Consider the following 14,461-nt stretch of genomic DNA (forward strand, 5'->3'; position numbering starts at 1 on the left):
GGTCAGCAGAAACCGCCGGACTTTCCTGAAGGCGCTATCCAGGCGAGGGCGACGCGCCCTTGCGCTAGCGTCGGCTTCAAGCGTTCTTCTACGACAATCGCTTCAATCCCTATATGACTGGCGGCTCGACCGGCGTGGCGATCGACGATTTCAACAATGTGCTGACCTACGTTCGTAATAGCTGGGGCAATCGCGGAGAGGAAATCCCCGTGTCGAAGGTTGCCGAGGCCAGGGCGTCGCTGCCCGCCCCCCCGATTAGTCTTTATTTACCTTCGCTAGGGCCTTTGGAGGGCTTTCGAGCCCTCTTTTTTTATGCCTCGATGCTTGGCGCATTCAGCTTCATACCTCCGCTCGCGCGCACCCATTGCGAGGCAGCTGCCGCCGGCGATAAATTTGAAACGTTTTTAATTGGACGAACGAAGAAGCACCCGAATTTGTTTAGATATCGATATTTTTAGGCCTTAGAGGCATTTAGATATTGAATAAAAACGTTTTGCAATGAGTTGAGCGCCTCATAGAATGGCCTCACTTCGGTGGGGTCAGGCTTGCCTCGCGGACGCCGGAGATTCCGACCACCATCCGTTCATGAAGGCCGATCCGTGTCTCGAGTTCCAAACAAAATAGAGGTTCGCCCGCTGTCCTTGTGGACTGGCGCTGAAATCCATGGCGTGGACCTGCGCGAGCCGCTGGCCGCGGATGTCATCGCGGAGATCCGCGCCGCGCTGCTCAAATGGAAGGTGGTCTTCTTTCGCGGCCAGCACCTGGACCATGCGGATCAGATACGCTTCGGCCGCCATTTTGGCGAGTTGACCATAGGGCATCCTGTCTTCGGCTATGTCGAGGGATATCCGGAGCTTTATTCCGTGGCGAAGGATCGTTTCAAGGCGCGGTTCAATGGCGAGCCCCTTGTTCGGCCTTGGACAGGGTGGCATACCGACATTACCGCGGCCGTAAATCCTCCAGCGGCATCGATATTGCGCGGCGTTACGGTACCGCACTACGGTGGCGATACAGAGTGGACCAATCTTGTCGAGGCGTACAACGGCTTGTCGCCGACCTTGCGGTCCTTCCTCGACGGCCTCAGGGCCATACATCGGTTCACGCCGCCTGAAGGGCGGTCGGCGAAGCAGGAATTCATCAAGAAAATCGACGATACGCCCCTGGTGTCAGAGCACCCTTTGGTGCGCGTACATCCGGAAACCGGCGAGCGCGCGCTGTTCATCAGCCCCGGCTTCATCAAGCAGATTGTCGGCCTCAGCCCGCGCGAGAGCGAACACCTGCTGGCGCTGCTGTTCGAGCACGTACTCAGGACCGAGTACGTCGTGCGGTTCAAATGGGAGCCGGGTTCCATCGCATTCTGGGACAACCGGGCAACAGCCCATCGCGCTCCCACTGACATCAACAAGACGGATTTCGACAGGCAGCTCTATCGCATCACTCTTGTGGGCGATGTTCCTGTGGGCCCCGATGGCCAGTCTTCCAAGGCCATCCAGGGCAACCCTGTCCTGGCCCACCAGATCGCGGGCTGAATTCACCCGGGTCGTCCTTTCGTGCATTTACCCAAGGCAGGCTTCATGCGCTTTACTCCTACCGCCCTGAAAGGGCTGGCAATGACGGGTATCCTGCTCGTTGCTTCCGCTGCATCTCACGCCGCTCCCACGTCACCCGCTGTCGACACCGACACACTTGTGGTGGGCGTCGAGAAAGAGTTCTACAACCTCGATGGCCTGGTGGCCGTCAGCGGTGACTCGCTGCGATATGGCTGGCAGATCTATGACACGCTCTACGCCTTCGACGGCACGGGCAATATGGTGCCCCACCTGGCGACCAGTCTGTCCATCTCGGATGATGCGCGCGTCTTCACTTACAAACTGAGGCCGGGCGTCAAGTTCCAGAACGGCGCGGCCTTCACTTCCCGTGATGTGAAGGCGTCCCTTGATCATATCCTGGACCCACGGAGCAAGAGCACACGCCGGCCTTTCTTCGCGCCCATCGTCGACGCCGTCGAAACCCCCGACGATCTGACGGTCGTATTCAAGTTGAAGCAGCCGGACGGCGCTTTCGCCAACAAGATTGCCGGCTATCTGTATATCGTACCCGCCGACTATCTGGCGAGCTTGCCCAATCCCGATGCGTTTGCGCAGCATCCCATCTCTTTGGGGCCATATCGATTCAAGTCGTTGGCGCCCGGCGGCAGTGAACTGGTGCTGGAGCGGTATGACGGCTACTGGGGCGAGAAGCCGAAAATCAAGAAATTGGTGTTTCGCGCCATCACGGAGCCCGCCAGCCGAGTCAATGCGGTCTTGCGCGGCGAGGTGGATGTCTCCGTCGCCTTGCCTTTTTCTGACTTCGACCGCCTGAAGAAGCAGGAAGGAATCGATGTCATACAGAGCCGCGTCGCGTCGCCTATCTACGTCCGTGTCTATACCAACGTCAAGGACTCGCCGTTCGCCAATTCCAAGGTGCGCCAGGCGCTCAGCTATGCGCTGGACACCCAGGCCATCATCAAAGGCGTGCTGCACGGTGTCGGCGAGCCTCTCGGGACCTTCATTTCCAACTACTACCCGTATGGCGGTGACCGATCGATCAAGCCCTATCCCTACGATCCGGCCAAGGCCAAGGCATTGCTGGCCGAAGCCGGTTACCCGAAGGGCTTCAACACTGAGCTCAACATCCAGGGCGACATTCCGGAGGGCGTGGCGGAAGCGGTTGCCGCGTATTGGGGGCAGTTGGGTGTCAAGGTGAAATTGAATCGCCTTACCTATGCCACGTTCCAGCGCCTGAACAACAGCCATACCTCAGGGCCGCTGGCATTGAGCCAGTTCACCAACGCCCTGTACGACCCGATCCATCCGGTCGGCGGAGGATTTGCGACAGGTGGCAGCTGGTCGGATTATTCGAACCCCAAAGTCGATGAGCTGCTCGCCCAAGTGTCCAAGGTGAGCGACACGAAGAAGCGTGGTGAGATATTCCAGCAGGTGGGCCGCGAGCTGCATGACGACGCCGCCGCCTTCTACATTTCCGAGTACACATATATCTTTACCAAGAAGAAGGGTGTGCAATGGCAGCCTCAGCAAGGTTCGGGTTTCCTGAATTTCCGTACCGTGCAGTGGGCGCCTGGAAGCTGACCCATGCTCTTGTATAGCCTGCGGCGTGCGGCATCGGCGCTGCTCACCGTCCTGTTGATGTCGCTCCTGATCTTCGTGCTGGTGCGCATGGTGGGCGATCCAGCCTATCTGTTGATGCCGCCGGAAGCGACTGACGCGGATCGCCAGCTGTTCCGCGAGCAACTGGGCCTGGCGCAACCCGTTCCCGTGCAATACCTGCATTTCCTTTTGGGCATGCTGCGCGGCGACATGGGGAACTCCTTTCATTTCGGCGCGCCGGCGCTGACGATGGTCGCCGACAGGCTGGCGTCGAGCATGGTGCTGGTGAGCACCGCGCTGGTAGTGGCGCTGGCCGTGGGCGTTCCGTTAGGGGTGGCCGCGGCGGTGGCGCGCGGGCGCCGTATCGGCCTTTTTACGACTCTTTTCGTGGTGCTGGGCCAGGCCGTTCCACCGTTCTTCGCGGCCTTGCTCTTCATTCGCCTGTTCTCCGTGCAATTGGGCTGGCTTCCCACCGGGGGGCACGGAAGCTGGCGGTATCTGGTGCTGCCGGTGGCGGCGCTGGCCTGGTATTCAGGCGCAGGCATCGCTAAGCTGACGCGCGTGAACCTGCTCGCCACCCTGGAGACGGACTACATCAAACTGGCGCGGCTCAAAGGCTTGCCTGAGCGTGTCGTGATAGGCACGCATGCCTTGAAAAATGCCGCCATCCCCATCATTGCCTTCAGCATCTCCCAGTTCGGCGTTCTGGTGGGCGGCGCCGTGGCGATCGAGACCGTATTTTCCTGGCCGGGTTTCGGCAGCCTGATGGTCGAAGCGATCAATACGCTGGATTTCACGGTGGTGCAGGCGGCGGTGATCGTCTCCGTGGTGCTGTTCATCGGCATCAATCTGCTGGCTGATATTCTGTACGCAGCGATCGACCCCCGAATCAGGTACCAGAGATGAGAACGTTTTCCTGTCTTTTCCTGGTCATCGTGGCCAGTTCGCTATTTGCCTCATGGGTGGCCGGCAGTGATCCCAACGCGATCGACCTGGCCGCCACGTTGCAGCCGCCCGGAATCGCGCATTGGTTCGGCACCGACCAGATGGGCCGCGACGTCTTCGCCCGAACGTTGTACGGTGGTCGCGTCTCCCTGCTGATCGCCTTCTGCGCGGTCGTGCTGGCCGGCTTCTTCGGCGCGCTCGCGGGGATACTCGCCGCCTACATCGGTGGACGGTTCGATGGCGCGCTGATGCGTATCGTCGATGTCCAGTATTCCCTGCCGCCCATCTTCCTGGCCATGTTGATCGTCGGTTTGTTGGGCCCCAGCACACTCAACATCATCGTCGTGGTCACGCTGGCGAACTGGGGGCGCTTTGCCCGCATCATCCGTGCCGAGGCGCTCAGCCTGCGCGAGCGCGATTTCGTCCTGGTCGCCAGGTTGCTCGGGGCGTCGCCGGTAAATGTGGCCTGGCGCCATCTGCTGCCGAACGTGCGCGACACTTTCGTCGTCCTGCTCACCATGGACGTGGGGTTGATCATTTTCATGGAAGCGGCGCTGAGTTTTCTTGGACTCGGCATCCAGCCGCCCGATCCATCGTGGGGCGGCATGATAGCGGAAGGCCGCAACTATCTGGACAGCGCCTGGTGGATGTCGGCGCTGCCTGGCCTGGTGCTTTTCGCGACCGTGCTGAGCACCAACCAGATAGGCGAGGCCTACCGGCGCCGCACGCAGTCGTTCGGGGTGTTCCGATGAGCCGCTGGTCGTCCGTGGCCGCCGCCGAGGCGCCGGTGTTGCGTGTCGAGGACCTCGTGGTCGAAGCCCATGGCCCGAAGGGGCCGGTGCGCCTGGTCGACGGCGTGGACTTCTCCGTGCAGCGGGGCCGTACGCTGGGATTGGTCGGAGAGTCGGGTTCCGGCAAAAGCGTGACCTGCCTGTCCGTGCTGGGGGTGCCTCCGCAAGGAACGCGCATCGCTCGGGGCCGCATCCTGCTCAACGGCAGGGCGCTGGAGGAGAGCACGCCGGAAGAGATGAATGCGTTGCGTGGCGTGCATATGGGCATGGTGCTGCAGGACCCGCTGACCTCGCTCAACCCCCTGTTGACGGTCGGCCGCCAGATCACCGAGATGTTCCGTTTTCGCGCGGGTATCGGTGATCGCCAGGAGCGCCGCAGGCGCGCGGTGGAGCTCATGCGGCGCGTGCGGATTCCAGACCCGGAAAGCCGTCTGGACAGTTATCCGCACCAATTCAGCGGAGGCATGCGGCAGCGTATCGCGATCGCGATAGGCATTGCCTGCAATCCGGATCTGCTGATAGCCGACGAACCAACCACGGCGCTCGACATCACGGTGCGGCTACAGATTCTTGACCTGCTGCGTGAATTGCAAGCCGAGAATGGAATGGGCATGGTGCTCGTGACGCACGACCTGCATCTGGTGCGGCGTTATTGCGACGACGTCGCGGTGATGTACGCCGGGCGGATCGTCGAGCGCGGTCAGGTGAACGCGGTGTTCGCGCGGCCTTTGCATCCCTATACGCAGGGCTTGCTGGCGGCCGTGCCTCGTCTGCGCGGTCTCCAACGCAGACTGGAGGCGATCACGGGCCAGCCGCCACAGCCTGGCAGCATCGCGCAAGGATGCCGATTCGCCCCGCGCTGTCCCCAGGCCGCCGACGATTGCCTGTCCGCTTATCCGGATACGCGCAGCCTGCCTGGCGGCCAGGAAGCCGCCTGTTGGCGCACGCCCCGGATCGCGCACTTGCCGCCGGCCGGTGCGCGCGGGATCCCGGCTGCCGTCCCGGCGCCCGTTGACGCGTGATCCGACTTCAAGGCGACGCTCACATGACTCATTCCGCGCCGGTTTTACCCCCCACCGCGGCCGCGCCCACGTCCACGCCGGCCATCGAGGTCAGCGCCGTGACGCGCACGTTTGCCGTGCGTACCGGGGTTTTCTCGCGCGCACGGTCGCTGCGGGCGGTCGAAGAGGTGTCTTTCACGCTGCCGCGAGGAGGGACGTTCGGTCTGGTGGGGGAATCGGGTTCCGGCAAGTCGACCCTGGCCAGGATCGTGCTGGGCGCCGACCAGGCAGACAAGGGGAGCGTGCGGTTGGGTGACAGGCACTTTTCCGGAAAACCGCGTGGCGATGACGTCCGCTGGCGGCAGCGTGCCGTGCAGGCGGTGCTGCAGGATCCCTTCGGCTCGCTGGACCCCCAGATGAGCGTCGGCGACATCGTGCTGGAGCCGCTGCATGTCCAGCAGCGGGGGCCGATGCGCGGAGCACTCGACGCCCGGCTAAACCAATTGCTGGACCAGGTCGGGCTGCCGGCCGAGTTCAAGGCACGCCGCCCGCGGCAACTCAGCGGAGGCCAGCGCCAGCGTGTGGCCATCGCGCGCGCGTTGGCGCCAGAGCCCGAAATCATTGTGCTGGACGAGCCGGTTTCCGCGCTCGACGTTTCCATACAGGCTCAGGTGCTGAACCTGCTGAAGGACCTGCAGGACGAGCTCGGGTTGAGCTATCTGCTGATCTCCCATGACCTGGCCGTCGTTGGATTCATGAGCACGCATATCGGCGTGCTCTACCTCGGACATTTCATGGAGCAGGGGACGCGCGAGGACATCATAGAGCGGGCCGCGCATCCTTACACCCATGCGCTGATCGCGTCGACGGAGATCGACGCAGCGGCCTCGCAGACCCTGGCGGGCGAGATGCCATCGCCGCTGGATCCTCCGGAAGGCTGTGTTTTCAATACCCGTTGTCCATTTGCTCAGGACATATGCAGATCGGTACGCCCGCAGGTGCGCAACCTGTCCGAGACGCATCGCGTCACTTGCCACTTTCCTTCCCTGGCGCCGCTGGGCGGGTAAAGAAGAGGTTCACCAGCATGTCCAATGAAATCCGCATCAATGCTTTCCTGACGTTCGCTCCCACTCATCTTTCGCCTGGGCTATGGGCTCACCCCAATGATCGGTCGCTGGAGTACAACACGCTGTCTCTCTGGACCGAGTTGGCGCGTACGGCCGAGCGGGGCGGATACGATGCCCTTTTTTTCGCGGATGGCATCAGCCAGTACGACGTGTATGGCGGATCGAACGCGTCGGGCGTGCGCCTGGGCTTGCAGTTCCCGCGGCTGGATCCTCTGCTGCTGATCTCGGCGATGGCGCAGGCCACGCAGCACCTGGGTTTCGCCGTTACCAGCAGCGTGACCTACGAGACACCATATTTGTTTGCGCGCCGGATGTCCACGCTGGATCATCTATCGCAGGGTCGCATAGGGTGGAACATCGTGACCAGCTTCGGGGATTCCGGCGCGCGCGCCATCGGACAGGAAAAGGCACGTCCGCATGATGAGCGCTACGACCTCGCCGACGAATACCTGGACGTGGTCTATCGACTTTGGGAGCAGAGCTGGGAAGAGGGGGCCGCGCTCCGGGATGCTCGAGAGGTCGTCTTTGCCGACCCCGCCAAGGTCCATGAGATCAGGCATGAGGGCAGGTTCTTTTCGATGCAGGGGGTGCATTATTCCGAACCCTCGCCGCAACGCACCCCGCTGCTATACCAGGCCGGCTCATCGAACCGAGGCAAGGATTTCGCGGCATTGCACGCCGAATGCGTGTTCCTCAGCGCGCCCAGTCCCGGCATCGTGAAGCGGGACATCGCGGACATCCGCCGGCGCGCCGAGATCCTTGGCCGCGATCCCCGTTCCATTTTGTTCTTCTCTCTGGCGACAGTGGTCGTCGCTCCGACTTCGGCCATGGCCCAGGAAAAGTGGCTGGACCTGCAGCGCCATGTCAGCCTGGAAGGCGCGCTGGCGCTGTTCTCGCGGTGGACCGGCGTCGATCTGTCCACCTATGATCCGGACGCGCCCTTGCGCTACGCCAGGACCGAAGGAATGCAGTCGACCATCGAGGGCTTCACCGTGGCCGATCCGGATCGCGTCTGGACCATACGCGAACTCGCCCTCCATAACGCCATCGGCGGCAAGGGGCCCGTATTCGTGGGATCGCCCACCGAAGTCGCGGACGCGCTGCAGCGTTGGAAGGACGAGGCCGGCGTCGACGGCTTCAATCTCAGCCACGCCTTGATGCCAGGCACGCACGAGGACTTCGTCGACCTGGTGGTACCTGAACTGCGCCGTCGAGGCGTCTACAAGCAGGCCTACGGCAGCGGCACGCTGCGGGAAAAACTCTTCGGCACCGGCAAGGCGCTACTGCCCGAACCTCACCCCGCTGCCCGTCACCGGGCGGCGTCCCGCAACCCTGTTGAACCTGAAACTCATGCCTGACATTTCCTATAAGACCATACACGTCAAGCCTCTCACGCGCCATATTGGGGCCGAGATCAGCGGCATAGACCTTTCGATACCCTTATCGGCGGAGCAGGTGGCGGAGTTGCGCCGCGCACTGCTGGATCACCTTGTCATTTTTTTCCGGAGGCAGCCGATCAACCTGGACCAGCATCTTGCGCTGGGCCGTTATTTCGGCACGCTCCACGTGCATCCCAACAGCCCTGGCCCCGATGGTTATCCCGAGGTGTTGCCCATACACACCGATGCGAATTCGCGCCGGATCGCCGGCGACCGGTGGCACTCCGATGTGTCCTGCGACGAAGCGCCGCCGCTGGGCAGCATATTGCATCTGCACACGGTACCCCCGGTAGGCGGAGATACCCTGTTTTCCAGCGCCTATGCGGTATACGAATCGCTTTCGCCTGGCCTGCGCGGCTATCTCGAAGGCCTGACCGCGACGCACGATGGTGGCCCGAACTACCGCGAGCGGAACCGGCTCAAGGGCATCGACGACACCGGTAAGGTCTATCCCAAGGCCAGCCATCCCGTGGTTCGTACGCACCCGGAGAGCGGGCGCAAGGGCGTCTTCGTGAACCCGGCATTCACCACACACCTGGACAACGTCTCCAAAGCTGAAAGCGATGCGATCCTGAATTTGCTTTTCGACCGCTTCGCGGTGCCCGATTACCAGGTCCGCTTCACCTGGGACAGGGATTCGATCGCATTCTGGGACAATCGGTCATGCCAGCACCTGGCGGTGTGGGACTACTTCCCCGAGGTGCGGTCGGGCTACCGGGTGACGATCAACGGCGACAAGCCTTATCTACGGACTTGACAGGATATTCCGATGGCTCAGAAGAAAGAGATACGCGTCAACGCTTTCGCCCTGCACAGTCCGGTCCATCATTCGCCCGGGATGTGGCGGCATCCGCGCGACCGGTCGCTCCAGTATCACACGCTCGATTATTGGGTAGATCTGGCACGGACGCTCGAGCGCGGTCTGGTGGACGCCCTGTTCATGGCGGACAGCGTCGGCGTCAACGATGTCTACGGCGGCGGCGTGGCTACCGCGTTGCGCCACGGCGCGCAGGTGCCCAAGCAGGATCCGCTGATGGCGCTGTCGGCCATGGCGTACGTCACCCGCGACCTGGGCCTTTGCGTGACCAGCAATGCCAATCACGAGCCGCCCTACGTGTTCGCCCGGAGAATGTCGACACTGGATAATCTGACGCGCGGGCGTATCGGATGGAATATCGTCACGGGATTTTCGCAGAGTGGCGTCAGGGCATTGGGCAAGGAGAACGTCGCGCCGCGTGACGAGCGCTACGACATCGCCGATGAATACATGGACGTAGTCTACAAGCTGTGGGAAGGCAGTTGGGCGCGAGGCGCCGTAGTGCGGGATCCCGTCACGGGCGTCTTCGCGGATCCCGGGAAGGTCCATGTCGTCGACCATCAAGGAAAGTATTTCAAGGTCCGAGGCATACACATGACGGAACCGACGCCGCAACGCACGCCAGTTCTGTTTCAGGCCGGCTCGTCCGAACGTGGACGCCGTTTTTCCGGCCGCCATGCCGAAGGCGTTTATTTGAGCGGTCCCAGCAAGACCGTACTCAAGCCGGTCGTGGACCTCACACGAGCGGAAGCGGTGAAGGCGGGCCGTGCGGCAAGCGACATCAAGTTCTATACGATGGCGACCATCATCACCGGCCGTACCGCGCAGGAAGCCCGCGACAAATACGAGGACTATCGCCGTTACGTGACGCCCGAAGCTGCCTTGGCCATGTTCTCGGGTTGGACCGGCATCGACTTTTCCGCTCACGATCCCGATGCGCCCATACGCTATCTGCAACTGGATCATGGCACGTCCTCGGCGCTGGAGGGTTTCACCAAGCTCGATCCCGACCGGGTATGGACCGTCAAGGAATTGGCGCTGCACAATGCCATTGGTGGCCGCGGCCCGGTTTTCATCGGCTCACCGGCCGAAGTGGCCGACCGCCTTGAAGAATGGGTGGACGACACCGGCGTCGATGGTTTCAATCTCAGTTATGCGGTGACCCCGGAAGCTTACGAGGACTTCGCGGACCTGGTCGTGCCGGTGCTGCAGGAGCGCGGACGGTATAAGACTCGGTACGCACTGGGTACATTACGCGAGAAACTCGGCGGCCGCGCTGGCCTGGCCGAAACCCATCCAGGCGCCGCGTATCGCAGGTAGCGGACGGTGCCGCCTTTCACATTGAATCTGGCCACTTACAGGATCGCAGTAATGAATACCGTTGCCCGACAGAATTCCTCCGATAATCTGCCCGAGGCGCTGGCGCGTCTGCCCGCATTGGCGCGGGAAATAGGCATTGACGCAGCGCAGCGCGAGGTCAGGCGCGAACTGCCTTACGCGGCCTTCGACGCCTTCCGGGCATCGGGGTTGGCCGCCTTGCGCATCCCGGTCGAACGCGGCGGGCTTGGCGGGTCCCTGGAAGACGCCATCCATGTGGTGACGACGCTGGCGGCAGCCGAGTCCAATGTCGCGCATGCCTTGCGGGTGCACTTCGATGTCGTCGAGTCCATGCGGCTGGCGCCGCGCACGCCTTTCCACGATCGGCAGGTTCAGCGTCTGGTCGACGGGGCGCTCTATGGCGGCGCCTCCGGCGAGCAAGGCACGGCGCGCGCGGGCCAGATCGAGACCGTCCTGCGGCGGGAAGGGGATCACTATCGGGTGACGGGCCAGAAGTACTACACGACGGGTTCGGCCTACGCGGACTACATCAGGGCTAACTTCGTGGATGAAGAAGGCAAGGGTGTCATGGCCGTCATTCCCGTCAAGGCGGAGGGCGTGAGGCCCGTCGACGACTGGGACGGGATGGGCCAGCGCATGACCGCGAGCGGCAGCGTTGTCTTTGAAAACGTCCGGGTGGACGCCACCGAGGTCCTTGGCAAGGGCGAGCCGTCGCTGGCGGTACGCCATGGCGGGGCCTACCGCCAACTTCACCTGGTGGCCGTGGCGGCCGGCATCGTGCGCAACCTCGCGTCGGATGCCGCCGCCTACGTGAGAGCCCATGGCAGGCCCGTCCTGTACAGCAGCGCGTCCACCGCGAGCGAGGACGGATTCATACAGCAGGTGGTGGGTGAGCTCTCCGCGGCAAGCCATGCCATCGACGCCTTGGTGTACGAGAATGCACGTGTCCTGGGACATTCGTCGGACGCCATCTTCCATGCGGACGCCGATGCCGATGAGAAAGTGCTGCAGGGCGCCCTGGCTACCGCGCGCACGCAACTCATCGTGGCCCAGCTGGCCCTGAAGGCGGGTGAGCGTCTGTTCGACGCCGGTGGTGCGTCGATGACGTCCCGCAAGTACAACTTCGACAGGCACTGGCGCAATCTGCGTACGATCTTCAGCCACAATCCCTTGCATCACAAGGCGAGGGTGGTCGGCGAGTACGTGCTCAATGGCACGAAGACGCACCTTGTGGAAGGCCGGACGTTCTGAGCGCGCGAACGCGGTGTCGTCGGGCGCTTGCCTGACGCCGCGCCCCGCTTCACGACGAGTAAACTGGTATCAATAAATTTCTTGATTATCGATTTCCATGAGCAAGAGTGTGTCGGTGCGCGACGTGGCGCGGGAAGCTGGAGTTTCGATCGGCAGTGTGTCCAGGGTGCTCAATGGCGGCGACAACGTAAGCGACGTATTGCGAGCCAAGGTGTTGGCCGTGGTGCAGCGCCTGGGTTATCGGGCGAATGTGCATGCGCGCGGGCTGCGGCTGGGGGTGAGCCAGATCGTGGGTTGCATGGTGCCCGAGATACGCAACCCCATTTACTCCACCTTCGTCGGCGCGGTCGAGTCTGAGTTGAATTCGCAGGGCTATATGTTGCTGCTGGGAAGTTCGCGTGGCAGCATCGAGCGCGAGCAGGAATTGCTGCGCTTCTTCGAAGGCCACGGCGTGGATGGCATCATTGCGACGCCAAGTGTCGAAGGGCCCGATTTCGCCAAAGGTCCGTTCGGACGCAGCAAGACGCCTTTGATCGTCTACGGTCGGGATGCGGATGGCTTGCGCGACACGGTACACGTCGACCAGCGCGGCGGCGCGCGGCAAGCCGTGGAATACCTGCTTTCGCTAGGGCATCGGCGCATCGCGCTTTTCACCGGAGGCTTTCAGCTACGCACCGGGATCGAACGTGTCGCAGGCTACCGTCAGGCCCACGCCGCGGCTGGGTTGGAGGTCGACGAGCGATTGATCCGTCCGGTGGAGTCGTGGCTTTATCGGTGCGCCGATGACATGCAGGCACTCCTGCGGCTGCCTGATCCACCCACGGCCGTCATCGCGCCAAGTACGAGGATGCTCGGCGGGGCGCTGAAGGCGGCACGGCTTGCCGGCCTTTCGATCCCGGGGGACATATCGGCTATCGGGCTGGGGCCCACGGACGCCGTTGAGTTTTCCGTTCTGCCCCTGACGGTCGTACGTTGGGACGTGGAGTCGTCCGGCCGGCTGGTGAGCCAGCTGCTGATCGAACGAATCAAGGCGCGCGATGCGCCTTGCCGCACTTTGACCGTCGAGTCTGAACTCGTACTGGGCCAGTCCTGCGCGCCTTACCGGGGAAGATCGTCCCGGTCGGCATCGTAGTCGAGATTATGGACAGCGCTGCCCGATATTCATCGGGCAGCGCCGCAACGGAAACGCTCGCACCGCGGGGCGGACTTGCGCTAGGCAGCGTTCCCCGGGCGGCGGTGCTTGTGCGCGGGATGCGAGTCGCCGAGGCGGGGCGAGCGGCCAAAGAGCTTTTCCCGCAACGTTCCCGCGCGGTAGGCCTTTTTATACACGCCGCGTCGCTGCAGCTCCGGGACCACCAGTTCGGCGAAATCCGCGAAGCTCTCATGCGCCAGCACATAGCCCAGGTTGAAGCCATCGACATCGGTCTCGTCCACCCAGGATTGCAGTCCATCGGCGACCTCCGAGGGCGAGCCCACCAGCAGCGTGCTGCCGCGATTACCTAACGCGATGGCTTCCAGGATGTCCCGCACAGTCCAGGTCCGCCCGGGATCCGCGGTCGTGTAAGACTCCACGGCCGATTGCATGTGATTGCTTTCTTCGTGTCGCAATGGCTCGTCGAGGTCGTATTGAGCGAGGTCTATCCCACTCCAGCGGGAGTACAGCGCCGCCGCCCCTTCCACGCTTGCGTACTGGCGATAGTCTTCGTACTTCGCGACGGCCTCGGACTCGGTTTTGCCCGGGATGATCTTGATGGACGCGAAGAACAGGATTTCTCGCGGATCGCGCCCATTATCGGCAGCGCGACGGCGCACATCGGCGACGAGGTCACCGACCACCTTCTTGGTCGGGCCACTGACGAACACGCATTCGGCGTGGCGAGCGGCAAACTCCCGCCCCCGGGTGGACGCTCCGGCCTGGTAGAGCAGGGGAGTACGCTGGGGCGAGGGCTCCGCGATGAAGATCCCTTCACTTTTGAAATTGGCGCTATGGTGGGAGACTTCGTGGATGAGCCCTGGGTCCGCGAACACGCCGGTGGCGCGGTCCCTCACGGCGGCGGCGTCCTCCCAACTGCCCTCCCAGTACTTGTAGACGAGATCCAGATAGTCATCGGCCAGTGCGTAGCGGTCGCCATGCGGTTTGGCGTCCTCTCCTTTCAATGCCTTGGTGCCGCTATTGCCAAAGCTGGTCACGATGTTCCACCCGACCCGTCCTTGAGTGATGTGGTCTAGCGTGTTCATGCGGCGCGCGAAAAGATATGGGGGCTCATAGGTCACACTGCTGGTGATGCCGAAGCCTAGGTGCTGGGTTACGTGCGCCATGGCCGAGACCAGCAGGATGGGATCCAGGCGGGGGAACTGCACACCCAGGCGGACAGCCGGTTCGCTGCTGCCCTTGTAGACGTCGTAGAGGCTGATGCCGTCGGCGAGAAAGATGCCGTCGAATTTTCCGCGTTCGGCAATGCTCGCCAGATCCGTCCAGTAACGCAGCGTGTTGTATTCACTCGACCGGTCGCGCGGGTGCCGCCAGAGACCGGGAGAGAGATGAGATGGCGCTGCCAGGGCGAAAGCATTGATTCGGATTTGTCTGGACATGATCTATGGCGATG

Annotated in this window: 13 protein-coding genes; 12 read left to right on the forward strand and 1 reads right to left on the reverse strand. The window is 62.7% G+C overall.

Annotated features, from left to right (window positions below; translation table 11 throughout):
• Nucleotides 1–113: 113 nt before the first annotated feature.
• The 12 genes from CAL29_RS31310 to CAL29_RS14250 all read left to right on the forward strand — a co-directional run bounded on the left by CAL29_RS31310 (nucleotide 114) and on the right by CAL29_RS14250 (nucleotide 12,987).
• Complete coding sequence (locus CAL29_RS31310; RefSeq protein ID WP_143277664.1) at nucleotides 114–458, forward strand: hypothetical protein; 345 nt, start codon at nucleotides 114–116, stop codon at nucleotides 456–458.
• Between the two features lie 141 nt (nucleotides 459–599).
• Entirely contained in the window at nucleotides 600–1,529 is a 930-nt protein-coding gene (locus CAL29_RS14200; protein ID WP_094853630.1) for a TauD/TfdA dioxygenase family protein, read from the forward strand.
• Nucleotides 1,530–1,574: 45 nt separating this feature from the next.
• Nucleotides 1,575–3,128, forward strand: coding sequence for an ABC transporter substrate-binding protein (locus CAL29_RS14205; RefSeq protein WP_094853631.1), 1,554 nt, complete (start codon nucleotides 1,575–1,577; stop codon nucleotides 3,126–3,128).
• A 3-nt stretch (nucleotides 3,129–3,131) separates the two neighbouring features.
• Nucleotides 3,132–4,052, forward strand: a complete 921-nt coding sequence (locus CAL29_RS14210; protein WP_094853632.1) for an ABC transporter permease — start codon at nucleotides 3,132–3,134, stop codon at nucleotides 4,050–4,052.
• Nucleotides 4,049–4,843 (forward strand): ABC transporter permease, encoded by a 795-nt coding sequence (locus tag CAL29_RS14215; RefSeq protein WP_094853633.1) that lies wholly within the window; start codon nucleotides 4,049–4,051, stop codon nucleotides 4,841–4,843. Before CAL29_RS14210 ends, CAL29_RS14215 begins: the two co-directional genes overlap by 4 nt.
• Nucleotides 4,840–5,904, forward strand: coding sequence for an ABC transporter ATP-binding protein (locus CAL29_RS14220; protein ID WP_094853634.1), 1,065 nt, complete (start codon nucleotides 4,840–4,842; stop codon nucleotides 5,902–5,904). The genes CAL29_RS14215 and CAL29_RS14220 overlap by 4 nt, the downstream gene beginning before the upstream one ends.
• Before the next feature lie 23 nt (nucleotides 5,905–5,927).
• A complete protein-coding gene (locus CAL29_RS14225) occupies nucleotides 5,928–6,950 on the forward strand; it encodes an ABC transporter ATP-binding protein (protein WP_094853635.1) in 1,023 nt (340 codons plus the stop codon).
• A 17-nt stretch (nucleotides 6,951–6,967) separates the two neighbouring features.
• Complete coding sequence (locus CAL29_RS14230; RefSeq protein ID WP_094853636.1) at nucleotides 6,968–8,368, forward strand: LLM class flavin-dependent oxidoreductase; 1,401 nt, start codon at nucleotides 6,968–6,970, stop codon at nucleotides 8,366–8,368.
• Nucleotides 8,361–9,206, forward strand: coding sequence for a TauD/TfdA dioxygenase family protein (locus CAL29_RS14235; protein ID WP_218831853.1), 846 nt, complete (start codon nucleotides 8,361–8,363; stop codon nucleotides 9,204–9,206). Before CAL29_RS14230 ends, CAL29_RS14235 begins: the two co-directional genes overlap by 8 nt.
• A gap of 12 nt (nucleotides 9,207–9,218) precedes the next feature.
• Nucleotides 9,219–10,586 (forward strand): LLM class flavin-dependent oxidoreductase, encoded by a 1,368-nt coding sequence (locus tag CAL29_RS14240; RefSeq protein ID WP_094853637.1) that lies wholly within the window; start codon nucleotides 9,219–9,221, stop codon nucleotides 10,584–10,586.
• 51 nt (nucleotides 10,587–10,637) lie between these two features.
• Nucleotides 10,638–11,855: an acyl-CoA dehydrogenase family protein gene (locus CAL29_RS14245; RefSeq protein WP_094853638.1), complete on the forward strand. Its 1,218-nt coding sequence runs from the start codon at nucleotides 10,638–10,640 to the stop codon at nucleotides 11,853–11,855.
• Nucleotides 11,856–11,952: 97 nt separating this feature from the next.
• Complete coding sequence (locus CAL29_RS14250) at nucleotides 11,953–12,987, forward strand: LacI family DNA-binding transcriptional regulator (RefSeq protein ID WP_094853639.1); 1,035 nt, start codon at nucleotides 11,953–11,955, stop codon at nucleotides 12,985–12,987.
• Nucleotides 12,988–13,067: 80 nt separating this feature from the next.
• Here CAL29_RS14250 and CAL29_RS14255 read toward each other — a convergent pair whose 3' ends face one another.
• Entirely contained in the window at nucleotides 13,068–14,447 is a 1,380-nt protein-coding gene (locus CAL29_RS14255; protein ID WP_094853640.1) for an LLM class flavin-dependent oxidoreductase, read from the reverse strand.
• Between the last annotated feature and the right edge of the window lie 14 nt (nucleotides 14,448–14,461).

Source organism: Bordetella genomosp. 10 (assembly GCF_002261225.1).
Lineage (GTDB): Bacteria > Pseudomonadota > Gammaproteobacteria > Burkholderiales > Burkholderiaceae_B > Bordetella_C.